At 52.7% G+C, this 25,634-nt stretch carries 21 protein-coding genes and 1 tRNA gene; 15 read left to right on the top strand and 7 right to left on the bottom strand.

The annotated features are described in order from the left end of the window. Positions 1–3: 3 nt before the first annotated feature. A complete protein-coding gene (locus IMCC3135_RS24770) occupies positions 4–1,224 on the top strand; it encodes an ATP phosphoribosyltransferase regulatory subunit (protein ID WP_236994651.1) in 1,221 nt (406 codons plus the stop codon). 103 nt (positions 1,225–1,327) lie between these two features. Next, complete coding sequence (locus IMCC3135_RS24765; RefSeq protein WP_088920031.1) at positions 1,328–2,635, top strand: adenylosuccinate synthase; 1,308 nt, start codon at positions 1,328–1,330, stop codon at positions 2,633–2,635. A 194-nt stretch (positions 2,636–2,829) separates the two neighbouring features. On the opposite strand, the gene IMCC3135_RS24760 is transcribed toward IMCC3135_RS24765, so the two are convergent. Together IMCC3135_RS24760 and IMCC3135_RS24755 are read right to left on the bottom strand one after the other, a co-directional pair. Then, a complete protein-coding gene (locus tag IMCC3135_RS24760) occupies positions 2,830–3,918 on the bottom strand; it encodes a hypothetical protein (protein WP_088920030.1) in 1,089 nt (362 codons plus the stop codon). Positions 3,919–4,144: 226 nt separating this feature from the next. After that, positions 4,145–4,229: transfer RNA gene (locus tag IMCC3135_RS24755), tRNA-Leu, on the bottom strand. A 155-nt stretch (positions 4,230–4,384) separates the two neighbouring features. Between IMCC3135_RS24755 and rnr the strand changes: the two genes are divergently transcribed. The 8 genes from rnr (at position 4,385) to alr (ending at position 14,292) form a co-directional block, all read left to right on the top strand. Continuing rightward, positions 4,385–8,089, top strand: a complete 3,705-nt coding sequence (rnr, locus tag IMCC3135_RS34800) for a ribonuclease R (protein ID WP_088920028.1) — start codon at positions 4,385–4,387, stop codon at positions 8,087–8,089. A gap of 5 nt (positions 8,090–8,094) precedes the next feature. Then, positions 8,095–8,847 (top strand): 23S rRNA (guanosine(2251)-2'-O)-methyltransferase RlmB, encoded by a 753-nt coding sequence (gene rlmB, locus IMCC3135_RS24740; RefSeq protein ID WP_088920027.1) that lies wholly within the window; start codon positions 8,095–8,097, stop codon positions 8,845–8,847. 134 nt (positions 8,848–8,981) lie between these two features. Further along, a complete protein-coding gene (gene rpsF / locus IMCC3135_RS24735) occupies positions 8,982–9,407 on the top strand; it encodes a 30S ribosomal protein S6 (RefSeq protein ID WP_088920026.1) in 426 nt (141 codons plus the stop codon). A gap of 19 nt (positions 9,408–9,426) precedes the next feature. Next, positions 9,427–9,651 carry a 30S ribosomal protein S18 gene (rpsR, locus tag IMCC3135_RS24730; protein ID WP_088920025.1) on the top strand — a complete coding sequence of 75 codons (225 nt, stop codon included), beginning with the start codon at positions 9,427–9,429 and terminating at the stop codon, positions 9,649–9,651. A gap of 288 nt (positions 9,652–9,939) precedes the next feature. After that, positions 9,940–10,809 (top strand): hypothetical protein, encoded by an 870-nt coding sequence (locus IMCC3135_RS24725; RefSeq protein ID WP_157736255.1) that lies wholly within the window; start codon positions 9,940–9,942, stop codon positions 10,807–10,809. A gap of 14 nt (positions 10,810–10,823) precedes the next feature. Further along, positions 10,824–11,276 (top strand): 50S ribosomal protein L9, encoded by a 453-nt coding sequence (rplI, locus tag IMCC3135_RS24720; RefSeq protein ID WP_088920023.1) that lies wholly within the window; start codon positions 10,824–10,826, stop codon positions 11,274–11,276. Positions 11,277–11,717: 441 nt separating this feature from the next. Beyond that, entirely contained in the window at positions 11,718–13,094 is a 1,377-nt protein-coding gene (dnaB, locus tag IMCC3135_RS24715) for a replicative DNA helicase (RefSeq protein WP_088922056.1), read from the top strand. Between the two features lie 16 nt (positions 13,095–13,110). Further along, positions 13,111–14,292, top strand: a complete 1,182-nt coding sequence (alr, locus tag IMCC3135_RS24710) for an alanine racemase (protein WP_088920022.1) — start codon at positions 13,111–13,113, stop codon at positions 14,290–14,292. Between the two features lie 195 nt (positions 14,293–14,487). Here alr and fdxA read toward each other — a convergent pair whose 3' ends face one another. Beyond that, a complete protein-coding gene (fdxA, locus tag IMCC3135_RS24705) occupies positions 14,488–14,811 on the bottom strand; it encodes a ferredoxin FdxA (protein ID WP_088920021.1) in 324 nt (107 codons plus the stop codon). Between the two features lie 143 nt (positions 14,812–14,954). Here fdxA and galU point away from each other — a divergent pair, with 143 nt between their 5' ends. Then, complete coding sequence (gene galU / locus IMCC3135_RS24700) at positions 14,955–15,872, top strand: UTP--glucose-1-phosphate uridylyltransferase GalU (RefSeq protein WP_088920020.1); 918 nt, start codon at positions 14,955–14,957, stop codon at positions 15,870–15,872. 140 nt (positions 15,873–16,012) lie between these two features. Further along, the gene (locus tag IMCC3135_RS24695; RefSeq protein ID WP_088920019.1) at positions 16,013–17,257 is read left to right on the top strand and encodes an MFS transporter; all 1,245 of its coding nucleotides are present in this window, start codon (positions 16,013–16,015) and stop codon (positions 17,255–17,257) included. 24 nt (positions 17,258–17,281) lie between these two features. Here IMCC3135_RS24695 and IMCC3135_RS24690 read toward each other — a convergent pair whose 3' ends face one another. From IMCC3135_RS24690 to IMCC3135_RS24680, 3 genes are read right to left on the bottom strand one after another with little or no spacing between them, the layout of a single operon-like run. Continuing rightward, the gene (locus IMCC3135_RS24690) at positions 17,282–17,935 is read right to left on the bottom strand and encodes a TPM domain-containing protein (RefSeq protein ID WP_157736254.1); all 654 of its coding nucleotides are present in this window, start codon (positions 17,933–17,935) and stop codon (positions 17,282–17,284) included. Positions 17,936–17,937: 2 nt separating this feature from the next. Further along, a complete protein-coding gene (locus IMCC3135_RS24685; RefSeq protein ID WP_088920017.1) occupies positions 17,938–18,867 on the bottom strand; it encodes a TPM domain-containing protein in 930 nt (309 codons plus the stop codon). A 43-nt stretch (positions 18,868–18,910) separates the two neighbouring features. After that, the gene (locus IMCC3135_RS24680) at positions 18,911–19,507 is read right to left on the bottom strand and encodes a LemA family protein (RefSeq protein ID WP_236994650.1); all 597 of its coding nucleotides are present in this window, start codon (positions 19,505–19,507) and stop codon (positions 18,911–18,913) included. 150 nt (positions 19,508–19,657) lie between these two features. Here IMCC3135_RS24680 and IMCC3135_RS24675 point away from each other — a divergent pair, with 150 nt between their 5' ends. Genes IMCC3135_RS24675 through IMCC3135_RS24665 form a run of 3 tightly spaced genes read left to right on the top strand, consistent with a single transcriptional unit; the run spans position 19,658 to position 22,637 of the window. Beyond that, positions 19,658–21,604, top strand: coding sequence for an ATP-binding cassette domain-containing protein (locus tag IMCC3135_RS24675; protein WP_088922055.1), 1,947 nt, complete (start codon positions 19,658–19,660; stop codon positions 21,602–21,604). Positions 21,605–21,623: 19 nt separating this feature from the next. Then, the gene (locus tag IMCC3135_RS24670; RefSeq protein WP_157736253.1) at positions 21,624–22,364 is read left to right on the top strand and encodes a hypothetical protein; all 741 of its coding nucleotides are present in this window, start codon (positions 21,624–21,626) and stop codon (positions 22,362–22,364) included. 18 nt (positions 22,365–22,382) lie between these two features. Further along, positions 22,383–22,637, top strand: coding sequence for a DUF2970 domain-containing protein (locus IMCC3135_RS24665; protein ID WP_088920014.1), 255 nt, complete (start codon positions 22,383–22,385; stop codon positions 22,635–22,637). A gap of 113 nt (positions 22,638–22,750) precedes the next feature. Here the strand turns inward: IMCC3135_RS24665 and IMCC3135_RS24660 are convergent, their stop codons facing one another. Continuing rightward, positions 22,751–25,549: a valine--tRNA ligase gene (locus IMCC3135_RS24660; protein WP_088920013.1), complete on the bottom strand. Its 2,799-nt coding sequence runs from the start codon at positions 25,547–25,549 to the stop codon at positions 22,751–22,753. Between the last annotated feature and the right edge of the window lie 85 nt (positions 25,550–25,634).

The raw sequence follows: 25,634 nt of genomic DNA, 5'->3' as shown, positions 1-25,634 counted from the left end.
CCTTTGAAAACCACAAACGATCCGCGTACTGAACGCTGGCTACTGCCTGATGGCGTCAATGAATTGATGCCTGCCGAAGCTTGGCGAGTTGAGTCATTGCGCCGGCTGATCATGGATAGTAGCTACCGATGGGGCTATGAGCTGGTCATGCCACCTCTGATTGAGTACCTGGATAGTCTGCTGACGGGTACTGGCGAGACGCTGGGCTTGCAGACATTCAAATTTATTGATCAACACAACGGGCGCTCACTGGGTGTTCGTGCAGATATGACGCCGCAGGTGGCTAGAATTGATGCTCACGCCATGCGCAGCGAGCAGCCTAACCGCTTGTTCTATATCGGCAGTGTGTTGCGAACACGCTCCGATGGTGCTGGCAGTAGTCGTACGCCCCTGCAGTTTGGTGCTGAGCTTTTTGGCCATGCAGGGCCGGCCAGTGATACCGAAATCATCCAGCTCATGCTGAACAACGTCATGTTGTCAGGATTGCAGGAGTCCGAACTGTTGCTTGATGTAGGGCATGTCGGTGTGTTTCGCGGGCTCATCCTGGATTCAGGGTTTTCTGAAGAGCTCTCCGAGGCGCTTTTTCAAGCGCTGTTGCGAGGTTCCCGGCCAGAGGTTCAGGAGTTGCTGCAGCAAGCTAGTGCATCCCCGCAGGCCTGCCAGTATTTTACTGATCTGACTGCATTGGCAGGAGAGGCCGATTCGGTGTTGGCTCGTGCCCGGTTGTGTTTTGCCGATGCAGGGCCAGCTGTTTCACAGGCGCTCGATAACCTGCAGTCGGTCATCGATTCTGTTCGATTGGTTTTTCCCGGGCTCAAAGTGCATGTAGATCTGGCCGAGTTACGTGGTTATCGGTACCATACGGGTATTGTCTTCGCCCTCTATGATGATGCGGGCTCAGAGCTTGCGCGTGGTGGGCGATACGACGCTATCGGTGAATCCTTTGGTCGTGCCAGACCTGCAACCGGCTTCAGTGGTGATCTGGTGAGTCTGGCTTTGGCAAGAAATTCAATAGAGCAGAGTATGGCTCCCGCTGCCGTTGGCATCTGGGTTGACTCAGCTATCGATAACGAGCTTTGGATGCAGATCTGTCTGCTGAGGCAATCGGGAGAGCGAGTGGTGACAGCGTTGCCAGGTTCTTCAATGAGCGCCTCGGATTGTCATTGCGACCGCACGCTTGCGAATCGCGATGGTGTCTGGAAAGTGGAAGTCCTGAAATCCTGACTACGGTTATCCGATAGTCGGTCTGTTGTTCACGAAATCCAACATCTGTAATATTTTTAATTCATCAACCCCACCAGTCAGTTGAAAATCCGAGAATTAACCTATGGCAAATAGTGTGCTCGTGCTTGGCACGCAATGGGGCGACGAAGGCAAAGGCAAATTTGTCGACGTCTTGACCGAACAAGCCTCTTTGGTAGTCCGCTTTCAGGGAGGGCATAACGCTGGCCATACTCTGGTTATCGGTGAAGAGAAGACCGTGCTGCACCTGGTGCCCAGCGGTGTTCTGCGAGAAAACATCATGTGTGTCATTGGCAATGGCGTGGTGGTATCGCCTGATGCGCTGTTCAAGGAAATGGATATGCTGCTTGAGCGTGGCGTGCCTGTGGAGAGTCGTCTGCGTATCAGTGGGGCTTGCCCTTTGATTCTGCCTTACCACATTGCACTGGATCAGGCGCGTGAAGCTGCGGCTGGCAAGCTGGCGATCGGTACCACTGGGCGTGGTATTGGGCCAGCCTACGAAGACAAGGTCGCTCGACGAGCTATTCGGGTTCAGGATCTGCTCACTCTGGACCGATTTGATGCGAAGGTTGATCTGGCATGTGCCTATCACAACGCAACTTTGACTGGTCATGGTATGGAGCCTGTGGACGCAGAAGCCATCAAGCACGATGCGCGCGCACAGGCCAAGAGACTGGCTCCTTTGATTGCTGATATCCCCGGTATGATCGATTCACACCGTCGTGCTGGTAACCGCATCATGTTTGAAGGTGCGCAAGGCACGTTACTGGATGTAGATCATGGTACGTACCCCTTTGTGACGTCCAGCAATACAGTGGCAGGTGCTGCCTGCAGTGGTAGTGGTTGCGGTCCCGGCACGATCGACTACGTATTGGGAATCACCAAGACCTACACCACTCGTGTCGGTGCAGGACCGTTTCCAACTGAGCTTTTTGATGATGTTGGAGAGGTGCTTGGCGAGCGCGGTAATGAGTTCGGAGCAACCACTGGGCGGCAGCGTCGCTGTGGCTGGTTTGATGCTGTTGCTGTGCGTCGTGCCGCCATCCTGAATGGCATCACCGGTTTGTGTTTGACGAAGCTTGATGTCATGGACACGCTGGCAACTATCAAGATCTGCATCGCCTATGAGCTGGACGGTGAGCAGATTGACCATCCACCGATCGGTGCTGATGATTTTGATCGTTGTGTGCCTGTCTACGAATCCATGCCTGGTTGGCAGTCAGATACCGAAGGCGCTACAGAGATGTCAGATCTGCCTGTTGCTGCTCAAAATTACATTGCGCGTCTGGCTGAGCTTACGGGTGTTCCCGTGCATCTTGTATCAACGGGCCGGGAGCGAAACGAGAACATTGTTATCCAGTGGCCATATGGCGATCTGCCAGGTGCCATGTAAGTCTGGTTTTGTTTGATTGAGAGAAGTTCAAGGCCGGTTAGCGACGGCACTTATAGCCTCAGGGTTTTAGGTGCAGTTGCAGCCGGCCTTTTTGATTTGGGCTGTGCAGAGGTGAAGTCGCTCTGATCAAAGCCCCTCGACTGGCTTGTCTTTTGCCAGTGCGAGGGGAGGCCCTTGGCGCTCTTGAATCCGGGTCAGGCTTTCTCTTTTTCCACTTGAGCGTGTTGTTCTGGCTTCAATGTGGAAAGGGCGTTGTCCAGCTGGCGTCGTACCTTGATGTAGTCCTTCTCCACTCGCAGGCGCTGTGCGCGTTCACGGCGAGCAACTTTCTCGGCAATGCGCTGCCCATGGCGGGCATGGCGCATGACAGAGATTGCATCCTTAACTACGACGCGAGTGCGTTCGTGGGCTTGTTTCTCTGAATCGATAACCGCTTTTTGCGCAATGATCAGCTTTTGCAGTTTCATTTTGTCATTGCGCAGACGAACCACCATCTCAGAGAGCTCTATGCGGCTCTTGGCGGGTAGATTCTCGGTAGAGTAGTCCTGTATGCCCGGCTCTTCGAGCATGCCTTCACGGGCAATGGCGATCGCTTTCTCGAGCGGGTTGTGTAGAAGCCATGAGTTTGGTTCATCGGCGCCTGGCGCTCCAAAGCGGCTATCGCCAATGTCGTGAAAATCGACCAGCTCGTCCAGAGTTTCTAGTTGTTCGCCAACACTGAGTGTCTGATCGAGTGCGGACTCCTGTTCGGGGGCAGGAGGTTGCTGCGTTTGCAGGTTTGCTGCTGAGAACTTCTCGGCCTTCCTGGAAGTGTTTTTTCTGGCTGCGGATGGCTGTGGGGTTGTGGCTGCTGCAGGTGGTCGTGTTGCTGTAGCTGGAATATCTGTCGGCGGTTTTGACGGGGCAGATGCTGCACGCAAATCAAGAGCGGCTGCGTTGGCAGGTGTGGTGTCGAGTTGCCCGGGTTCATCTTCGAGTCTGAGGTGGCGCTTTTCCCACCAATTGCTGATGAGGATAAACAGGCAGACCGGGGCCATTATGATAATGGTGAAAAGTACGCCCTGCGCTATTTGCGAAAGAGATTCGAGGGGCGCTACCCTGGTCAGCACTGTTGCCAATATGAGTGAGATGACCAGAGCGCGAAAGAACAGCACCCGGTTGCGGATTTGTCGCTGGATTTTTCTGGAGCGGTAGGCAAGATTGCCCTTGACCGAAACGTGGGATCCCTCGATTAGTATGATGATGGCCAGGGCCGGTAACAGATACAGCGCGTAAGAAGCCATTTGGGTACCTTTGTTCTCGGTCGATATATACTGAGAACTTGTTCGCAACTATTTTAAATCCGCAAGAGGCAACACTTGAATGGATGCAGAAGCAGCCAAGTGGTTACATTTACGGTTGGTGAGTTGCGATTGTAGCGCCTTGTGCAGTCTGAATGGTGAGACTGGTGTGGCAAATCTGATCGGGATTCTTGATCCTGAATTCACTTGTTCTGTACACAGAACCAAGTGGTGCCGAGAAGAGGACTTGAACCTCCACATCCTAAGATACATGCACCTGAAGCATGCGCGTCTACCAATTCCGCCACCTCGGCATGAAGTGCGTTCCCAACTACTTCGTGGGAAGCGCGAAATGTACACAGGTTTTAATGGATAGTCAACAACTTCTACATAACATTTATAAAAACTGCTCCCTTGAGGGCTTCGCTTTGGCGTACTCTCCCCGCATCATGAAATTAAATAAAAAATAATGAGCGTAAAAAAACGCGGAAAATCAGGCGCTAGCGGCGATCCGTTCAGCTCGCGCGAACAATCGAAATACGAATCGCCGATCGCCAGTCGCGAATTCATCACAACAGTTGTGAAAGAAGAGAAAGGCCCGATGGACTTCGAGGCTTTGGCCGAGAAGCTTTCTTTGACTGGAGATGACGTCGGCCTCGAAGCTCTGCGTCGTCGTGTCGGCGCCATGTTGCGAGATGGACAACTTATCAAGAATCGCAAAGGTGGGCTTATCCCTGTAGACACCGAAGCCTTGATTGCGGGTCGAATCAGTGCGCACCCCGACGGTTTTGGATTTGTCATCACGGATGACGATGACAAGGATGTTTATCTCAACGGCAAGCAAATGCGTCAAGTACTGCACGGTGATCGTGTCGTGGTGTGTGTCACGGGTACGGATCAGCGCGGTCGTCGCGAAGGTCGAGTCGTAGAAGTGGTCGAAAGGGCCAATAAATCCTTGGTAGGTCGTCTTTCAATTGATCGTGGCACGGTTGTCGTTCTGCCTGATAACAAGCGTATTCACCAGGATTTACTGATTTCTCACGGTGAATTGGGCAACGCCGTCAATGGTGACATGGTGGTTGCCGAAATTACCGAACAGCCGACTCGTCGCCATCAGCCCGTCGGGCGGGTCGTCGAGGTGCTGGGGCAGCATTTGCGACCAGGGATGGAAATAGATGTGGCTTTGCACAGTCACGGCATACCAACAGAATGGCCGGATGAAGTTGTTGAGCAGGCGGCATCGTTCTCACCCACAGTCGCCCCGACGGCTGCCAAAGAGCGCAAGGACGTCCGGGACCTGTCCCTGATTACCATTGATGGCGCAGATGCTCGTGATTTCGATGATGCTGTCTGGTGTGAATCACTGGAGAACGGCTGGCGCCTTATTGTTGCCATCGCTGACGTAGCTCACTACGTTTCACCTGATTCTCCTTTGGACAAGGAAGCGGTTGATCGAGGCACCTCAGTTTATTTCCCTGGACGTGTTGTTCCCATGTTGCCCGAAGTGCTTTCCAACGGGCTGTGCTCGTTGAATCCGGATGTAGATCGTCTGTGCATGTTGTGTGAGCTGACGCTCGATGACAAGGCAGTTGTGAAGAAGACCCGTTTCTACAACGGCATCATGCGATCGCATGCTCGTCTGACCTATGATCAGGTTAGCGAAATGCTCACTCAGCCGGAATCTGATTTGAGAAACAAGCATCAGCCATTGGTGCCGATGATTGAGGAGTTGCACAGGCTTTACAAGGCGTTGGCGAAAAAGCGCAAGAAGCGTGGTGCTATAGAATTTGATTCCAATGAAACGCACATCATCTTCGATGAGAACAAGAAAATTCGCGAGATTGTGCCGATTCAGCGCAATGATGCTCACAAGCTGATCGAAGAATGCATGATTCTGGCAAACATTGAGGCGGCAGCCTTTCTGGAAGAGCGTCAGATACCGGCGTTGTATCGAGTGCATGCGGGGCCGAAGGCCGATCGCCTTGAAGATTTAAGAGCGTTTCTCGCTTTGCGAAGTCTTTCGTTAGGCGGTGGTGATGCGCCTGGGGCATTGGACTACGCCGTGCTGGCAGAGCAGATTGTTGATCTTCCAGATCGCAGTGTCATCCAGACCGTCATGTTGCGCTCCATGCAGCAGGCCGTTTATCAGCCGAAAAATGAAGGTCATTTCGGCTTGGCGCTGGATCAGTATGCGCATTTCACCTCACCGATTCGTCGTTATCCGGATCTGCTGGTTCACAGGGCCATTAAACATGCCCTGACGCGGGCAAAGTCATCGGATTACCGCTACTCGCTGGAGGCAATGCAAGCATTGGGCGAGAGTTGTTCAATGACCGAAAGGCGGGCTGAGGAGGCGTCCAGAGAAGTGGTCTCCTGGCTCAAGTGTGAGTACATGCAGGAGCATGTCGGTAGTGAATTTCCAGGCGTGATTTCAGCTGTGACATCGTTCGGATTGTTTGTCGAGCTGACCGGTATTCACGTTGAAGGATTGGTACACATCACTAATCTGTCGCGTGATTATTATCGTTTCGATCAGGCCGCACAGGCTTTGATCGGCGAGCGTACCGGTCGGAAATACCGTCTCGGTGAGTCCATTGTTGTTCGCGTAGCTGCCGTCAATCTGGAAGATCGCAAGATCGATTTCAATGAAGTTGAAAGTGATAGCTCGCGTGCGAAATCCAGAAAAGCGCGCGCACCGGAATATGTGAAGCCGGTGATCGAGCAGGAGAGCGCTGCTCCTCAGCAAAACGGGCAGAATCAGGATGTCGTCAAATCTGCTGAGCAGCGACGTCAGGACAAACGTCGACGCAAGCAGAAGCAACGAGATAGAAAGCGGGCGGCAGCGCGAGCTGCAAGGAAAGCCGCAGCAGCTTCTGGAGCGACAGCCTCACAGCAAGCAGCACCGGTTGTTGAGGCGCAACTCGCTGCGGAGCATTCCAGCAAGAGAGCGTCTAAGAGGCGCAGAAATGGCAAGCCAGCGACACAGAATGTAGCTCATGCAGATGATGCAAATCGAAATGCTACTGCGGCGCCGGTGGCTTCTGAGCCAACCGTTGTCAAGGTCGATGACCATGCTGCAAACGTTGGTGCTGCTGCCCACAAGCAGCCTGTGACGGCGAAGAAGGTGGCACGCAAGAAAGTTGCGAACAAGGCTTCGTCTGTGCCGGTGATAACGAGCCAGCGGGATACCGACAAGAAGGGTGATCATTCGGACGCAGTGAAGAAGGTTGCGAGCGGCAAAGCCTTGCGCAACAAGACTGTTGCAAGGGATGTGGTTGCTCAGGAGCCGGTTGTCAGCAAGGTTGCCGCGAAGAAAAAGGCCATCGTTCGCAAGAAGGCGTCGGTAAGCCAGCCAGCGGTTGGCAAGGTTGTCGCCAAAAAGGCTGTAGCCAAGAAAGCAGTTGCCAAGAAAGCGGCAACCATAGCGTCCACTTCAAGCAAGACTGCTGTCAAGCCGGCGTTGGCTAAGAAAGCAATTGCCAAAAAGGCGGTGAGCAAGAAGGCAATAGTGAAGAAAGCGGTAGCCAAGAAAGCTGTTGCCGAGAAAGCGGTAGCAAAGAAAGCTGTTGCGAAAAAAGCGGTAGTCAGCAAGGTTGTCGCTAAAAAGGCATCTGCAAAAGTGAGCGCCAAAAAGGTAGCTGCTACTCGGGTAGTGGCCCCAAAAGCGGCCGTTGGCAAAGCGGTGGCGAAAAAAGTGGCGGCCAAAAAGACGGCTACCAAGGTTGTGAGTAAAAAGATCGCAGCGGCAGTACCAGCAGTGACTCGTCCGGCGGCAGGCAAGGTTGCAGCGAAAAAAACAGGCAGCAACAAGATAAGCAGTAAAAAGGCAATCGGTAAAAAAGTAAGCAGTAAGAAGATCGCCGCCAGCAAGCCAGTTGCAAAGAAAGCCGTTGCAAAGAAAGCCGTTGCAAAGAAGGCCGTTGCAAAGAAGGCCGTCGCCAGCAAGCCAGTAGCAAAGAAAGCAATTGCAAAGAAAGCTGTGGCCTCCAAGTCCATATCCAAAAAATCGGTAGGCAAGAAAGCGATCGCTAAAAAGATTGCAGTGACGAAGGTAACCGCCAAAAAAATCGCTGTATCAAAAGTGACAGCCAGGAAAGTCACGGCCAAGAAAGCAGCTGTGTCGAAAGTCGCCGCGAAAAAACGCTCGGGTAAGAAGCCCGGTTCTTCGAGCTGATTTCCATGAATCGCTCATATGTAGGTGGCTTGCATAGTGTCAAGGCTGCGTTGAAGAGCTCGGCCAGTGAGATCGAGTGTCTGTATGTGCAGAAGGATCGGCGCGATACACGGCTTCGGGATCTGCAAGCTCTGGCAAGTAAGCACGCCATAGAAACGCGGGAAGTCAATCGATCCATGCTCAATGAGCTGGTTTCAGATGTGCAGCATCAGGGGGTAGTTGCTCTGTTGCGGACTACCTCCAGCGGCGTCAGGGAGGATCTGCAGGCGTTTGTCCAGCAGCTCCTGGCTGGGCCGCGAACAGAAAATCTGCTGATTCTGGTGCTTGATGAGGTTCAGGATCCACATAACCTGGGCGCTTGCCTGCGTAGTGCTGATGCGGCAGGTGTGGATGCGGTGGTTGTTCCTGCCGATAACAGTGTCGGTCTGACTCCAGTGGTGCGCAAAGTAGCCTCCGGAGCTGCTGAAACGGTGCCTTTGTTTCAGGTTACAAACTTGCAGCGTGCTCTAGGCGAGCTGCAGGATGCTGGAATTTGGGTTTACGGGGCGGCGGGCGAGGCCAGTGAAAGTCTGTTTGAGCTCGATCTGACCGGGCATGTCGCTCTTGTCATGGGCGCAGAGGGCCGTGGAATGCGGCGTCTGACGCGTGAACGTTGTGACCAGCTTTACAAATTACCGATGAAAGGGGCGGTTAGCAGTCTGAATGTGTCAGTGGCCGCCGGAATCAGTCTGTTTGAGGTTGTGAGACAAAGAGATTGAAGTTTTGCCGGTGATTGTCGAAACTAAAAAATAAAGTTATACTCGAAAGGCTTTGTCAATCGGCAAGGCCAACTTCCTCGTCCAGACTTTCGCAACACTGCGTATCGTCGGGCGTAATCCCATAGGGAGCAATAATGCGTCATTACGAAATAGTGTTTCTGGTCCATCCTGACCAGAGTGAGCAGGTGCCTGCGATGATCGAAAGATATCGTGGCATCATTGAAGCTCAAGACGGTGTTATTCACCGTCAGGAAGATTGGGGCCGTCGGCAGCTTGCCTACCCAATCAACAAGATCTACAAAGCCCACTACACACTGTTGAATATCGAGTGTGGTCAGCAGGCTCTTGACGAACTCACCAGCGCGTTCAAATTTAATGACGCAGTTATTCGTCATATGGTTCTTCTGCAAGATAATGCAGTTGTTGAAGCGTCGCATCTGATCAAGAAAGATGAGTCACGTGGTGATGAAGAGCGTCGTACCCGCACGGGTGATGATGATTCAAGCTCTGATGCTGAACCAGCAGCAGCACCCGCAGCGCCCGCAGCAGCCGCTGACTGATTTAGCCAGGAGAATTTAAATGTCACGTTATTTCCGTCGTCGTAAATATTGCCGTTTCACTGCCGAAGGCATCACTGAAATCGATTACAAAGACCTTGAACTGCTCAAGGGTTTTGTCACTGAAACTGGAAAGATTGTACCTAGCCGTATTACAGGTACTAAAGCTCGTTACCAGCGTCAATTGGCAACTGCCATCAAGCGGGCACGTTACGTTGCCTTGCTGCCTTACACTGACCAACACTGAGTAGGTTTTTTGTTGCCGGATTAAGGCTAGGTAAATTCATTTCTGACAGTTCTCCCATTCCAGGGTGAGCTGTCGATATTTCTCAAGAACTGAATCTGGCCCGTCTGGGGCAAATTTGATAGAACGTTGCGATAGGGGTTCGAGCAGTTGATAGGTCTAGCGAAAATTGCTGATCGTGGCCCTTTTATCGCTACGGGACTGGCTGCTGCATTATTGTTATCTGCACTGTGGTTACCTGTCCTTATGGGGGCTGGTCTCTCATTAGGTCTTTTGGTGCTCAGCAGTCTTGTGACTATGATCTGTCTGGTTGCCAGTGCTGCAGTGCTAGCCTTTGTTGTTTTAAGACGAGGTGAAAGCGCGGTGTTGCAGGTAGCAGGCGGGTGTCTGGTTCTATTGATTGTGGTGTCCATGGTGCTGAATCAATCAACGAATCTGATACCACTGGTACCCACTCTTCTCTGGTTGCCGGCGATATTGGCAACAATATTGGCAGCGATGGTGCTGGCTAGAAATGCCGGATTGGATAAGGCAATTCTGTCAATTGGCCTGTGTTGTGTCTTCGTTGTCGTTGGATTGACGATGATAACCGGCGACAGTGCTGAATTCTGGAAGTCTCAGTACGGTAGCTCAGGCGCCGCTGCCTTGGAGCAGGGCGAATCATCCAAGGTGCTGGGTGCTGTCGTCATGGAGCAGGGCGAATCATCCGCAGCGCTGAGTGCCGAGCAGAAAGAGGCACTCATCGATGTTGTGGCTCAGATGCTGACAGGAGTGCTCGGTGAGTCGATTTTTTGTATCGCACTGGGAGCTTTGTTTTTTGCACGCTCCTGGCAGGCACGTTTGTTCAATCCGGGTGGGTTTCAGAAAGAATTCCATGAGCTTTCACTGGGGTTCAATGCAGCTCTCATCGGTGTGTTGGTGGTTCTGATGTGTTTCTTCGCGAGCGGGTCCTTGGCTAGTGCCATAGCGATGATCGTGATTTATGTATTTTTTGTTCAAGGACTGGCCGTGACTCACGCGTTGGTCAAACTACGCGGTATGCATCGATACTGGCTGCACGGAATATACGTGCTGTTATTGCTACCGCAAACTTTGCTTTTACTGGCGGCGCTGGGTCTGGCAGATTGTCTGTTCGGCCTCCGGCGTACCAAGAATGTTTGATTGGAGAATTTATAATGCAAGTCATACTGCTTGAGAAAATCGACAAGGTAGGCCTGCTGGGTGATCTTGTAGATGTGAAATCCGGTTTTGCCCGCAACTTTCTGCTGCCACAAGGCAAAGCTGAAATGGCAACACCTGACAATATCGAAGCATTTCAACAGCGACGTGCCGAGCTTGAGAAGCAACAAGCTGAAGCTCTGGCAGATGCCAACTCTCGCAAGGCGGCACTTGACGGAACGACTGTCAGCATCACATCGCGTGCCGGTAGTGAAGGCAAGTTGTTTGGATCTATCGGTTCTGACGAGATCCGGGCTGCTTTCGAAGCTGCAGGCCAGGCTGTTGACAAGAAGGAAATCCGCTTGTCTGAAGGTCCGTTGCGCAATGTCGGTGAGCACACAGTGACACTGCATCTGCATCCGGAAGTGAATGCTGATGTAATCGTTAATGTAGTTGGCGAAGAAGTCTGATTGACTTTGGGTGTGTCTGGACGACATCTGTCGTTCAGGCACACGCTTGACAGCAATGTCCAGGTGCTTGGTATCTCTCTGATACCGTTTTTGTTGCGCCAGCTCGAATCATTACCTGGTGCACGAATGTTACTTCAAGATTCCTCGAAGTTCTCAGGCATACTTGGCTTGCCGGAAATCCTTCAGGTTAAGATCTTACGCTGTTAAGCGCATAGTCGGAGTGACTGTCAGATGGTTCATACGCCCGAAGATTTCGGTTTTCCAGAGGCGATGGAACTCGACGAATATGGAGCACCCATAGACGTCTCCCCAGAGGATTTTGGTGTTGATCTAGCCGCTTTCGGACCTGCCACGGCACCCGCGAGTGAGTATGGCGGCTTCGACTCGCATGGCGGCGGCCAGGGTAAATTCCGGGGACGAGGTAAATCCACCAAGCAGCTGATGGAAAAGCTGGGTCAGCGCAGGAATAATGCCCCTCCACAATCGCTGGAAGCCGAACAGGCAGTTCTTGGCTGTCTGATGCTCGAAGCCAGCGAAGCATTCGACAAGGTTGCCGAAACGGTCGGAGAGGTTGACTTCTACCAGCACAATCACCGGTTGATATTTCGTGCTATATCGGCACTGGCCACTGAAGGTCGGCATCCGGACGTTGTAACCGTTACGGGTTGGTTGCAAACCCATGGAAATCTTGAAGATTCCGGTGGTCTGAATTACATCGGTGCACTGGTCGAAGTCACTCCCAGTGCCAGCAATGTCAAAGCCTACGCCGAGATCGTCAGAGAGCGCTCGGTATTACGACAATTGATTTCCGTGGCTAACGAGATTGCTGACAGCGCCTATGATGCTGATGGCCGCACCTCCAAAGACTTGCTGGATGAGGCGGAAACAAAAGTATTCGCCATTGCCGATCAGACAGCAAAAGGTGCCGGTGGATTTCAGGACATTAAAAGTGTGTTGTCGGGAGCCATTGAGCGCATAAACCTGCTGTTTGAATCCGACGCTGCCATTACTGGTCTTTCCACCGGCTTCACAGAGCTTGATGAAAAAACCAGTGGCTTGCAGAAGGCCGATCTGGTGATCGTGGCGGGTCGCCCATCCATGGGAAAAACCACTTTCGCCATGAATATCGCTGAAAACGCGGCGATGGAAGCTGATGCTCCGGTTGCCATATTCAGTATGGAGATGCCAGCCGAACAGCTGGGTATGCGAATGATTTCATCGCTTGGCCGGGTCGAGCTGCAAAAACTGCGAACCGGACGCCTGGGTGAGCAGGATTGGCCAAGAATTACCTCGGCGATCACGTTGCTCAATCAAAAGCGTAATGTCTACATTGATGATTCTCCCGGGCTGACGCCGACAGATCTGCGCGCCAGGTGCCGAAGGCTGGCTCGTGAGCATGGTTTGAGCCTGATTGTTATCGATTACCTGCAGTTGATGACGGTTGCCAACAGTGGCGAGAGTCGTACCAATGAGATTTCGGAAATTTCCCGCTCTCTGAAATCGCTGGCCAAAGAACTCCAGGTACCGGTTATTGCACTGTCGCAGCTGAATCGAAGTCTTGAGCAACGACCTGACAAACGTCCGGTCATGTCAGATCTGCGTGAGTCGGGCGCTATCGAGCAGGATGCTGATGTCATCATGTTCATCTACCGGGATGAGGTCTACAATCCCGATGATGAAGCGAGTAAGGGACGGGCAGAGATCCTGATCAGAAAGCAGCGTAACGGACCTATCGGTTCCGTCAATCTGACCTTTCTCGGTCAGTACACACGATTCGAAAATTACTCGCCGGAAGTGATGACCGGTGAATTCTCCTGATGGACAACCGTATTCGATGAAACAAGCTTTTTCTGCTTCCAGAAAACTGGGGCATGGCCATTCAACTCAGAATCGCCGTTCGGTAACAATCACAGTCAATCTGGGGGCGTTACGCAGGAATCTTGCAACGGCACGCGAGCTGAGCGCCGGTTCACGACAATTCGCAACGATCAAGGCTGATGCTTATGGTCACGGTGCGGTAGAAGTTGCACATGCGCTGTCGGCTCGTACAATCAAACGACGCTATGGGGTGCCGATTGCGGCTGATAATCAGCCCATGGACGCAGTGGCTGACGGTTTTGCAGTTGTCACGCTGGGTGAGGCGCTCGAGCTTCGACATTCTGGTATCAAGCAGCCCATTCTGGTTCTACAGGGGCCGCAAACTCCTGACGCTGCTAGTCAGATGCTACGTCATCAGCTCTGGCCGGTCATTCATGATTCGTATCAGTACGAGTGGTACAGGCAGCACACCAGCCGTGACAAGTTGCGAGCCTGGATGAAGGTGGATACGGGTATGGGGCGGCTCGGTTTTGAGCCGGCAGAGGCCAGCCGAATACTGGCGTCTCAGGACGGTATCACCTGGTCTGGCCTGATGACGCATTTTGCCTGTGCAGATGAGACTGGTAGTGCCTTTACAGAGCAGCAGGTGGCAGCCTTTGGCACCGTGCAGACCGATTTGCCACTGGAAAGAAGCCTGGCTAATTCCGCCGCGATTCTGGCATGGCCGCAAACGCGAGCAGACTGGGCACGCCCGGGCATCATGCTATACGGCTGTAACCCCTTGGACAGATCACTGCCCCAAGAGACAGTACTTTCGCCGGTCATGACCGTGCAAGCACCAGTGATTTCTGTGAAAGCAATGAAACGAGGCGCAGGGATCGGTTATGCACAGAGCTGGATTTGTCCGGAAGACATATCTGTTGCTTATGTTGGCATGGGGTATCGTGACGGTGTACCGCGCGTGCTTGATGGCTCAGCCACGGTTGCAGTCCGTGGCATACGCTGTCCCATTATCGGTCGCGTCTCCATGGATTCGTTTGCTATCGATGTAAGGCAGGTGCCCGAGGTGTCGGTTGGGGAGCCCGTAGAGCTGTTTGGTGAGACCGCCAGTGTCGATGATCTGGCAAAGGCTGCTGGAACCATCAGCTACGAACTGCTGACATCCGTGCGTGGCAAACGCGTTTACATCGATCAATAACTGCCAGATTGGCAGTTTGAAATTTTACGGTTCTGCAAGGTCGGGCTATCTCTGCTTCAGATGGCCTAAGATAAAGCCGGAGAGATGGTCAATCATGCTTCATGATGCTGTCGATCTTTGCCGCAACGGAACAAGGTTTTACAATGTCCCGAGCGGTGTGCCCTTATGATCCTTACTGTAACGTGTACTGGTCGACTATCGTTCCAGGAACTGTAACTTGTCTTCCTTGTTTTCCCACTCTTTTGCATCCGCAGGAGGATCTTTCTGGATGGTTATGACCGGCCAGAGAAGCGAGAGTTCGGCGTTCAAAGCGAGATATGGCTCATCTTCGGGCTTCATATCCTCTTCAGCCACGATGGCGTTGATAGGGCATTCAGGTTCGCATAATGAGCAGTCGATACATTCATCGGGGTCAATGACCAGAAAGTTCGGACCCTCATGAAAGCAGTCGACAGGGCAGACTTCCACACAATCAGTGTATTTGCATTTAATGCAGTTTTCGGTAACCACGAAGGTCATGAGCAGGTCTCTTTTATTGGCTTGACTGTTGCAAATGTTAGCAAATTCGCGGACGTTCGTATGATACGTGCGAGTTGTTCCATCTGACTCGATGATAACGCAGCGACAGGTATGACTGTCGCGAGCAAGGATATATAGGACTTATGAAAGCGATTAAGAAGGCAGTATTTCCAGTAGCTGGTATGGGTACACGTTTCCTGCCCGCCACCAAGGCAAATCCCAAGGAAATGTTGCCGGTTGTCGATAAGCCGCTGATCCAATATGCCGCAGAAGAGGCAGTTGCTGCAGGTATCGAGACATTGATCTTTGTGACCGGGCGTAACAAGCGTTCTATCGAAGATCATTTTGATACTGCCTACGAGCTGGAGCGCGAACTGGAAGCCAAGTCCAAGGTCAAGATGCTGGAAGTGCTGCGCAATATTCTGCCCAGCCATGTCAATTGTGTTTTCATTCGACAGTCACAAGCACTTGGCCTGGGCCACGCGGTTTTGTGTGCTCGCCCCGTAGTCAATGATGAACCTTTCGCCGTTATATTGGCCGATGACCTGATCAACTCTGGCAAGGTCGAAAAGCCTTGCCTGTCGCAGATGGTCGATGTGTTCAACTTCCAGCATTGCTCGGTTCTGGGTACTGAAATAGTGCCCAAGGAAGATGTTAGTTCCTATGGAATTGTGGCTGGAACCGAAGTGAAACCCGGTTTGATGGAAGTGTCCGGTATCGTTGAGAAGCCTGCCGTTGATAAAGCACCCAGTAATCTTGCTGTAGTGGGTCGTTACATACTCACACCTCGTATCTTCGACCTGCTGGAAAACACACAACGCGGTGCGGGTAACGAAATCCAGCTGACCGATGCCATCGCCGAGTTACTGAAAGAGCAACGTGTTTTGTCTTACAACTTCAAGGGTCGACGATTTGACTGTGGAAGCAAGCTGGGCTATCTGAAGGCTCAAGTGGAATTTGCACTTGAGCACGAGGAAGTGGGCGAGGAGTTCCGTGAGTTTCTCAACACCTTATCTACGCCACAAGACAAAAAAGTCATTTCAATGAACAAGTCCAAATAACGGGCTCTTTGTTCTGTAATTTGTCCCACTGGCAAGAATGATCGACTGCCAGTAAATAACAAGGTGGAGCCTGAGCTCCACCTTGTCGAAAGACAACGCGTTATGCTGCCGTTTCCTAGTCTTGTCTTTCGTCTGATCGTATGCAATCCAGTAAGGCCACTTGGGCTATATTCAGTGTGTTTTTCTTTGAATCCTCTGTCCTCGGACAATGGATTCCACGAATTCCTGACATAAAAAATACACTGGGGCTGTCCGATGGCAGCCTGGGTCTGGCTCTGCTGATGATGCCCTTGGGCACACTTGTCAGTTTTTCCATTGCTGGCAAGCTCATCGAAATGACGGGTTTGCGTAACGCCTGTCGAACCTTTCTGCCGCTCTGGGCACTGTTGTTTCTTGGTCCCGCGTTGGCCACCGACTTTACACAGCTGGCCATTGCACTGGTATTCAGCGGCTTCGCTGTCGGGATGATAGAGACGGCCATGAATACCGAGGCGGCTCGTATCGAGAAAGTCGCCGGCAAACGACTCATGTCTCGCTGTCACGGTTTCTGGAGTCTGGGGACCATGTTCGGTGCACTGCTGGGTGGTGGGGTCGCACAATACGGGCTATCAGTCTCCACACACTTTCTGATAACCATGCCTGTGATTGCCGTCTGTGGCTACTTTGCGGCAACTGCCTTACCGGTACTGAGTCGCCGGACAAACAAGGCGGCAATTCTGAATGAGGAGCGCTCTGTGGGTGAAGGCTTGCAGGTGTCCGGGGACGATGGCGGCGGCGAAGTTGTTGCTGAAGGCCAATCAGAATTGTTCAGACTTCCCTCCAGAGCAATTGTCTTGCTGTGCATGATGCCATTGGGAATCATGATGGTTGAAGGTGCCTTCATTGACTGGTCTGCAGTTTTCATGCGTGACGTGCTGGCAGCCGGGCCATGGGTTATCGCGATAGCCTATTCATCATTTTCACTGGTTATGGCCTCAGTTCGACTGGCAGGAGACAGGCTGGCAACGCAGTTTGGTGATTTGCGTATTGTTCAGGTGTCAGGACTTGCCTCGTGTGTCGGAATAGTATTATTTGCATTGGCGCCAACTGTGCCTTGGGCATTTCTGGCAGCGGCGTTATCCGGTGCAGGTGTCGCCATCGTTTTTCCTCTGGCGGTCAGTGCTGCCGCCAACAGACCGGGCGGGCGACCTGCGGACAATGTTGCCTCATTGAACATGATCTCATTCAGTGCCTTTCTGGTTGCCCCGCCGCTGATTGGGTTCATGTCTGAAGTATTCGGGCTGAGAATTGCTCTGCTTTGCCTGGCACCCGTTGCCTTCATGACCTTCGTGCTTGCCGGTGAAGTGGTGACGAAAAAAGAACCTGACAGCCGGTCTGAGGCGTAAGAGCGGCTGCGACGAGAACAGAGCTCAGACTTCAATCAGATGATTGGGAAGCTCATCCGGACGACCATCTGGGGCAGGGAAGTGCTCCCACAGGACTTCTCTGCAATGTTCTATCGTGTTTTCGAACCCTGCTGCAATTTCGTTTTTGCTGATGTGTTCGATAAATTCTTGCACGGTTGCTTCCCACAATGAATTGTCCACCACCTCGGCAATGGCTGAGTCAACAATGATTTCCACGTAATGCTCTGCTACTGACACAAAAATCAGTACGCCAGTACGACCACGGGTTTGATGGAGATTTTGTAAAAAGAATTGTTCTCTGGCATGGCGTGCCGCGCGCTGGCGTTTGACGGACGCCGGAATCATCCATAGTCTTGCCTTTGGAATCTGGAAAACCATGCCCAGACCGAGAAAAACCAGTACCTGGATCGGGTATAACCAGTAAGTGTGGCTTAACGTTTCTTCGGCCGGCAACCAGCCACTGGCATAGAAGTTCAGCCATGCGTAATACAGGCCTGGTACGCTTAGGGCAAGCAAGGCTGCCCAAAGAATGGGGATGTAGCGATAACCATCACTCTGTTGTGCAATAACGGTGACGATTTCGGCGTGTGTTCTTGATTCAGCTTCGTTGATCTTGGTGATCAGTCGGGCTTTCTCGGATTCACTTAAAAATGACATGGTTACCATCCTCCCGAAGCACCGCCGCCGCCGAAGCTGCCGCCGCCACCACTAAATCCGCCACCACCACCCAAGCCGCCGCGACCGATGCGGCCACCTCCAGCAAAACCACCTGAATGCCGTCCACCGGTTCCGCCGCCGCCTTTGCCGTTGCCAGAGCCAAAGAAATAGACAAACAGGAATGCCACCACAGCAACCGCCAGGCCTATGAGAAAATTGCCTGTTACAACCGATATCATTAGTCCCGCAAAGCCTGCCGGAAAAGCCCCTTTTGCCGCTTTGGTCAGCCCTCGGCGACGCAGTAGTTCTGGTACGGCAACCATGGCAATGAAAATCAAGGGTATGAAGTTTCCGACTTTTTCGGAGAATGGATCAGAGTTATTGCTTGCTGAGCCTGAGTTGGCCGGTGCCTTGTACTCGCCTGCGATGGCGCCGATGATCGCATCCACCCCTTGCTGAATACCCAGCGCATAGTTATTGCTCCGGAAGGGCGGAAGAATTTCTCGCTGAATGATGATGCTTGACAAAGAATCGGTCAGCGCACCTTCCAGGCCGTAGCCGACCTCGATGCGAACCTTGCGCTCACTGGGGGCGATTAGCAGTAAAACTCCGTTGTCATCTTCGGCGCTGCCAATTTCCCAGAATCGCCCTAGTCGATTGGCGTAATCGGCAATCTGGTTGCCGTTCAGTGATGGCAAGGTGACGACGACCAATTGATTGCTGGTCTGGCTTTCATGGGCTTCCAGCTGTGCGCTCAAAGCGGTTTCCTGAGCACTGTCGAGCAGCTTGGCCAGGTCGACCACTCTGCCTGTCAAGGCCGGAAGGTCGTCCTGGGCGTAGGCCTTCGGGATAACGCCTGAACAGACAAATACGAATGCCAGCCAGAGGCTGCACAGCCAGAAGAATCTGCGGTTGATCAGTGAATCAAGCATGAATATTCAGCATGGTTTGCAAGTGGCATTCGTGCAGACAAGATCAGTTCTTGAATTCGACAGTCGGATTAGCTGCGTCAGCTTCACTGATCGAAAAATTTTCCTTGGTCAGCATGTCCGAATACATGAATCGATGCCACCAGCGTCCGGGTATGGTTCGCAGCTCCGTGTTATAGGTCTGAACCGCCTGGATGTAGTCTCGTCGAGCGACACTGATGCGATTCTCTGTTCCTTCGAGTTGCTGTTGCAAGGCAAGGAAGTTTTCATTGGACTTCAGGTCGGGATAGGCTTCCACGACAACCATGAGACGCTGCAGTGCAGAGGTCAGTTCGCCCTGATTGGCCTGGAATTGTTGGAAAGCTTCCGGATCGGTCAGCATTTCAGGCGAGATATTCATTTGAGAAACGCGAGTACGGGCTTCAGTGACTTCTGTCAGCACGTCACGCTCTTGCTGTGCAAAGCCTTCGACTGTGTTTACCAGATTGGGAACCAGGTCGGCACGGCGCTTGTACTGGTTCTGTACTTCACTCCAGCGCCCGTTGACCGCTTCATCGTAAGTCGGAATGTTATTGATGCCACATCCGCTGAGTAACAGCAGGGCAAGGAGCGTGGTAGTGATTCGAAAACGCTTGCTGGTCACGATATGTTCTCCGATTTCATGGGGCGGATGATAGCAGAACCGCCCAGAATGGCTGATTGGTACTCTGGATCCGCCTTATTTGGAAACTATCGGGGTAAGTAGATGGATTGAGTGAGCGCCTGGGTCCTTGGACAGCGTAAAATACTGCGCATGCTCAGTCTTAATGATGTCGCCTGTAGACGCGACGGTAAACGCCTGTTTGGCGATGTTAATTGCGTTATCCATGCTGGCCAGAAGGTGGGGTTGACGGGTGCCAATGGCACCGGTAAATCCAGCCTTTTTGCAATGATCCAGGGAACCCTGGAGCCGGACACCGGCAGCATCAGCCTGCAGCAACATGTCGGAATAACGCATGTTGCGCAGGAAACGCAATCCTCGGAACGAAGTGCTCTCGACTATGTTGTTGATGGTGATCAGAAATTGCGCCTGATACAGACAGCCATTGATCAGTGTTCCGACCAGGAGGGCGAGCGTCTGGCCGTTCATCTGTCGGACCTGGAGCAGGCGGGCGGATATACCATTCAGTCCAGAGCTGGATCGCTGCTCAATGGTCTCGGTTTTTCCACTGAACAACATCAATGGCCGGTTTCGCGTTTCTCAGGTGGTTGGCGCATGCGGCTCAATCTCGGCCAGGCCTTGATGAGTCCGAATGAATTACTGTTGCTGGATGAGCCTACCAATCACCTGGATCTTGATGCCGTGCTGTGGCTGGAAACGTGGCTGCGCCAGCGAGAAGGTACGCTGATACTGGTCTCGCATGATCGTGAGTTTCTCGATGCAGTGACCAATACGACAATGCATATCGAATCGGAAGCGGTTTCTCTGGTTACGGGTAATTACAGTGCATTTGAACGTTGGCGATCTGCCCGTCTCAGCAATCAGCAAGCAGAGCACGAAAAGGCTCAGGCCCGACGCAAGGAGCTTCAGGGTTTTGTCGATCGTTTTCGGGCGAAAGCCAGTAAAGCCCGGCAGGCCCAGAGTCGTTTGAAGATGCTGGAACGGCTGGGTGATACTCAGGCTGTGCGTCCCGAATCGCCCTTTACCTTCAGTTTTCAGACGCCGGATACCATGCCCAGTCCGCTGGTGGTGTTGCAGCAGGCCAATCTGGGATACGGAGAGAACACGATACTTAACAAGGTGAATCTGACGGTGCAGAGCGGCGACCGTATCGGTTTGCTCGGTGTCAATGGCGCAGGCAAATCGACTTTGGTCAAAGCGCTGGTAGGCTCGCTTGAGCTGCAGGCTGGAAGTCGGATACCTGCTCAGAAATTGCGTATCGGCTATTTTGCACAACATCAGGTAGATCAGCTGCGCTCTGATCAGACGCCATTGCAGGCGCTTCTGACACACGATCCGTCTTTGAGCGAAACGCAGGCGCGAACCTTCCTGGGAACGTTCGGCTTTGCCGGTGATCGAGCATTGCAAATAACAGAGACACTATCGGGGGGCGAGCGTGCCAGGCTGGCACTTGCGTTGATTGTTCAGTCCAAGCCTAATCTGCTGTTGCTGGATGAGCCAACTAACCATCTGGATATTGTCATGCGTGAGTCTTTGGCAGATGCTTTGGTGGCTTTCGAAGGTGCCTTGCTTGTCATTTCACATGATCGAACCATGCTGAGGACGGTGGTGGATGAATTGTGGCTGGTCGCCAAGGGTTCTTTGACTCCTTTCAATGACGATCTGGATGGATATGCGCGCTGGTTGGCAGCACAGCGCCAAGCGGTATCAGGGGATGTCAGTACTAATTCTGGACAATCTGCAATGAACGGTGGTGCTGCTGGTGTCGAGAGCGCCTCCGGGTTAGCTCCGATGGACGGGATGTTAGACCGAAAAGCGCAGAAACGACTGGATGCCGACCGTCGAGCCCGCCTGGCACCGTTGACGAAGGCCGTATCCTTGCATGAGAAAGCACTGGACAAGGCAACGGACCGTCTTGCCAAAGTCAGAGAGAAATTGGGCGCTGATGGCCTGTACAATGAAGAACGCAAGTCTGAATTGACGCAATTACTGGCCGAAGAGCTTGAAGCGCGTCGCTCTGTGGACGACATAGAAGAGAAGCTACTAGAGAGCATGGAGGCGCTCGAGTCGGCAAGTTAAAACAAGAGGCCGAGAAATAATGAAATTCAGAATGTCGAACGTCACCCGATTGTGTGCCACTGTGGTGGCCACCAGTATCCTGTTATTGCCCGCTCTTTCAAGGGCAGGTACGCTGGATTCACTGGGTGCCTTGAATCAGGATCAATTCAGCGATCTGACTGAAAATCTGGGTGCAGGCACTCATTACAAAGGCGTCTCACCAGGTGAGGGTCAAGGTCTGTTGGGTTTTGATGTTGGTGTCGTATTGTCCAGCACTGAAATTGATGAAAATCTTTTCGATGCTGGCAGCAATGGCTCGTTTGACAGCGGTCAGATCAATCTGGCGCGAGTTCAGGTCTTGAAAGGCCTGCCTTTCGGTCTGGATATCGGCGCCTCACTCACCAAGTCTATTGATACGGACATATCCATTGTGGGTGCGGAAGTGCGTTACAGCTTGATCGATGGTGGAATCCTGACTCCGTCTCTGGCCGTTCGTGCCAGTTACAGTCAGATGGAAGGGGTTGACGACCTGGACCTTAGCAACGGCGCGTTGGAGCTGACTGTCTCAAAGGGTTTTGTGATGCTGACACCTTTTGCAGGCGTTGGAATCGTGCAGACAAGAGCCAAGCTTGACGGCGAGGGTGGTCTGGATTCGGAAACGGTCGAACAGAACAAACTGTATGTCGGTTTGACTATCAATCTGGGGGTTGCGATAACCGTTGAAGCGGATCAAACTGGGGATTATCAGTCCTACTCTGCTAAAGCAGGGTTACGTTTCTAGAGTAGTACAAGAGGCAATATGACGCAGAGTCCAGAAAAAAGCAGTTCCCATACCGATGGTGATGGTGGTGTCAGCGAACGTTCCGGAACAAGCTTCTGGAACATTGTTCAGAGCGTTGGGGCTGGGCTAATTGGTGTTCAGTCGAAAAAGAACCGCGAGCGTGATTTCACTCAGGGAAAACCACTGCATTTCATTATTGGTGGCTTTATCGGAACGTTCGTGTTCCTGTTTGTCGTCTGGCTGATCGTGCAGTACCTGCTCGCAACGAGCTAACCTGCTTTGCAGGGCCGGAGATTCGCCTCCGGCAATCGAACGTTATAAGTCAGTAGGCAGATCAGAACCTGAGAAATCGACCGATTTCTCAGGCGGCGGTATGATCAATCCTGTTACATGGCCGCGATACGTTGACGCTGCTCTTCAAGCTGTGTCAAAGAGCTTCTGGCATCATCCAGTTTGCGCTGCTCTGATTCAACCACATTGGCAGGTGCCTTGGCCGTAAAGCCGGGATTACCCAGTTTGCCGCTCAGACGTGCGACTTCTTTGGTTAACCGGTCTGTCTCCTTGGTCAATCGCGCCAATTCAGCTTGCTTGTCGATCAAGCCTGCCATCGGGATCATCAGTTTGAGTTGATCCACCAGAGAAACAGCGCAATCAGGGGCCTCGGTGTTGGTGTCGAGCAATTCGATAGTGTCCAGTCTGGCCAGGAAAACCAGTAACTCTCGATGCTGCTCCAGCCGTTCGATATCTGTGGCTGATGAATCTGCAAGTATCAGAGGCAAACGCTTGCCCGGATTGATATTCATTTCCGAGCGGATGCGGCGCACGCCCATGACAACCTGTTTGACCCACTCGATTTCATCCAGCGATTGCTGGTCGATGAGCTGTGTATCGCTGAGAGGATAAGGTTGCAATGAGATTGTAGGGCCGGACTTGTCTGCCAACGGCGCAACTTGCTGCCACAGTTCTTCAGTGATGTATGGCATGAAGGGGTGTGCCAGCCGGAGTGTGGTTTCGAGCACTCTGACCAGAGTTACGCGGGTTGCCTGTTTCTGTTCATCGCTGGTATTGCCCGTCAGAATGGGTTTTGCCATTTCCAGATACCAGTCACAGTATTCATTCCAGATGAACTCGTACAGGGCGGTTGCTGCCAGGTCAAAGCGGTACTCCGCAATATGGTGAGCAACGGCTGCCTCGGTGTGTTGAAGCTGGCTTGTTATCCATCGATCAATCGGATTCAAGGTAGCAGGCACGTCGTCTGCTATCAGGCCTTCAGTGTTCATCAGCACGTAGCGGGTCGCATTGAACAGCTTGTTACAGAAGTTGCGATAGCCTTCGACGCGCTTCATGTCAAAGCGGATGTCTCGGCCATTAGAGGCGAGTGAAGCAAAGGTGAAGCGCAATGCATCGGTACCGTAGCCCGGGATGCCGTCGGCAAATTCCTTGCGAGTCTGCTCTTCGATGGCCTGTGCCTTGTGCTCCTGCATCAGGTTGGCGGTGCGCTTGGTTACCAGAGCTTCCAGTTCGATGCCATCAATGATGTCCAGTGGGTCCAGGACATTACCTTTGGACTTGGACATTTTCTGGCCCGATGCATCGCGTACCAGTCCATGCATATAGACATCGCGGAAGGGCACCTTGCCATCCATGAAATAGGTGCCGAACATAACCATGCGGGCAACCCAGAAGAAAATGATGTCGAAACCGGTGACCAATACAGAGCCGGGATAGAATTCCTCGAGTCTGTCGGTCTTCTCCGGCCAGCCCAGTGTGGCAAAAGGCCAGAGAGCTGATGAGAACCAGGTATCCAGTACATCGTCGTCCTGACGCAGTGCCAGATCATCGCTCAGTGAATATTTGGTACGTACAGCAGCTTCGTTTTCAGCAACATAGATGTTGCCAGCCTCGTCATACCAGGCAGGAATGCGGTGTCCCCACCAGATCTGGCGACTGATGCACCAGTCCTGGATATTCCCCAGCCACTGATTGTAGGTGTGAGTCCAGTTGTCCGGCACGAAGTTGATGCTGCCATTCGAGACCGCATCCAGAGATGGCTGGATAATGGCCGCGTGTCCACCGGGCCGTCCATCAGCTTGCTTTTCACTTGTCAGATCAACGTACCACTGGTCGGTCAGATAGGGTTCAACCACGACACCTGAACGATCGCCTCTGGGTACCATCAGCTTGTGTGGCTTGATCTCGACCAGCAGGCCGGCCGCTTTCATGGCAGCGACTACTTTCTTCCGGGCCTCGAAGCGATCCAGCCCACGATATTCCTCAGGCACCACATCATTCATGGCGGCATCGTCGGTCAGGATATTAATGACTTCCAGATTATGGCGCTGTCCGAGTGCATAGTCATTGAAGTCATGTGCCGGTGTGATCTTTACGCAACCCGAACCGAATTCGGGATCGACATAGTCATCGGCAACGATGGGGATCTCACGACCAACCAGTGGCAGCGTGATGGTTTTGCCCACCAGGTGGCTGAAACGCTCGTCTTCTGGGTGCACGGCTACTGCAGAATCACCGAGCAGTGTTTCAGGTCGTGTGGTGGCAATGACCAGTGAGCCACTGCCGTCAGTGAGTGGGTAGCGGAAATGCCAGAGACTGCCATCTTCTTCTTCACTGAGTACTTCCAGATCGGAGAGGGCTGTGTGCAAGACAGGGTCCCAGTTGACCAGTCGTTTGCCACGATAGATGAGGCCATCATCATGCAGGCGGATAAAAACATCCTGCACCGCTGCGGACATGCCTTCATCCATGGTGAAACGTTCGGCTTGCCAGTCAGGTGAGGCTCCCAGACGGCGTAACTGTTTAGTAATGGTGCCGCCGGATTCCTCCTTCCATTTCCAGACGCGTTCGAGAAAAGCTTCGCGACCCAGGTCGTGGCGTGTCTTGCCTTCCTTGTTGATCTGGCGCTCGACCAGCATCTGTGTGGCGATACCAGCATGATCGCAGCCAGGTTGCCACAGTGTCTTGTCACCCAGCATGCGGTGATAACGAATCAGGGCATCCATGATGGTGTCCTGAAACGCATGCCCCATATGCAGCGTGCCGGTTACATTGGGAGGCGGGATCATGATGCAGTAGGGTTCGCCTTCACCCTGGGGGGCAAAATAGCCGTTCTGTTCCCAGATGTCGTACCAACGCTCTTCGATGGCTTTCGGGTTGTATGTCTTATCCATCTTGATAGTGTACTTCTTCAGTAGCGTCTAGGGGCTGTGTGTCAACGGCACAAGTCACTTCACTGTAGGAGGTGTCACCACCTGA

This window comes from Granulosicoccus antarcticus IMCC3135, from assembly GCF_002215215.1.
Classification (GTDB): Bacteria; Pseudomonadota; Gammaproteobacteria; order Granulosicoccales; family Granulosicoccaceae; genus Granulosicoccus; species Granulosicoccus antarcticus.
This window is presented reverse-complemented; position numbering and strand designations above follow the sequence as displayed.

What these genes read in the sequence shown, in the direction of transcription:
- IMCC3135_RS24695 (WP_088920019.1), top strand. Translation starts at nt 16,013, where the DNA reads ATGCAATCCAGTAAGGCCACTTGGGCTATATTCAGTGTGTTTTTCTTT.
- rnr (WP_088920028.1), top strand. Translation starts at nt 4,385, where the DNA reads ATGAGCGTAAAAAAACGCGGAAAATCAGGCGCTAGCGGCGATCCGTTC.
- rpsF (WP_088920026.1), top strand. Translation starts at nt 8,982, where the DNA reads ATGCGTCATTACGAAATAGTGTTTCTGGTCCATCCTGACCAGAGTGAG.
- IMCC3135_RS24675 (WP_088922055.1), top strand. Translation starts at nt 19,658, where the DNA reads ATGCTCAGTCTTAATGATGTCGCCTGTAGACGCGACGGTAAACGCCTG.
- IMCC3135_RS24690 (WP_157736254.1), bottom strand. Translation starts at nt 17,935, where the DNA reads ATGTCATTTTTAAGTGAATCCGAGAAAGCCCGACTGATCACCAAGATC.
- IMCC3135_RS24665 (WP_088920014.1), top strand. Translation starts at nt 22,383, where the DNA reads ATGACGCAGAGTCCAGAAAAAAGCAGTTCCCATACCGATGGTGATGGT.
- galU (WP_088920020.1), top strand. Translation starts at nt 14,955, where the DNA reads ATGAAAGCGATTAAGAAGGCAGTATTTCCAGTAGCTGGTATGGGTACA.
- alr (WP_088920022.1), top strand. Translation starts at nt 13,111, where the DNA reads ATGAAACAAGCTTTTTCTGCTTCCAGAAAACTGGGGCATGGCCATTCA.
- rpsR (WP_088920025.1), top strand. Translation starts at nt 9,427, where the DNA reads ATGTCACGTTATTTCCGTCGTCGTAAATATTGCCGTTTCACTGCCGAA.
- IMCC3135_RS24660 (WP_088920013.1), bottom strand. Translation starts at nt 25,549, where the DNA reads ATGGATAAGACATACAACCCGAAAGCCATCGAAGAGCGTTGGTACGAC.
- IMCC3135_RS24765 (WP_088920031.1), top strand. Translation starts at nt 1,328, where the DNA reads ATGGCAAATAGTGTGCTCGTGCTTGGCACGCAATGGGGCGACGAAGGC.
- dnaB (WP_088922056.1), top strand. Translation starts at nt 11,718, where the DNA reads ATGGAAAAGCTGGGTCAGCGCAGGAATAATGCCCCTCCACAATCGCTG.
- IMCC3135_RS24685 (WP_088920017.1), bottom strand. Translation starts at nt 18,867, where the DNA reads ATGCTTGATTCACTGATCAACCGCAGATTCTTCTGGCTGTGCAGCCTC.
- rlmB (WP_088920027.1), top strand. Translation starts at nt 8,095, where the DNA reads ATGAATCGCTCATATGTAGGTGGCTTGCATAGTGTCAAGGCTGCGTTG.
- IMCC3135_RS24760 (WP_088920030.1), bottom strand. Translation starts at nt 3,918, where the DNA reads ATGGCTTCTTACGCGCTGTATCTGTTACCGGCCCTGGCCATCATCATA.
- IMCC3135_RS24670 (WP_157736253.1), top strand. Translation starts at nt 21,624, where the DNA reads ATGAAATTCAGAATGTCGAACGTCACCCGATTGTGTGCCACTGTGGTG.
- fdxA (WP_088920021.1), bottom strand. Translation starts at nt 14,811, where the DNA reads ATGACCTTCGTGGTTACCGAAAACTGCATTAAATGCAAATACACTGAT.
- rplI (WP_088920023.1), top strand. Translation starts at nt 10,824, where the DNA reads ATGCAAGTCATACTGCTTGAGAAAATCGACAAGGTAGGCCTGCTGGGT.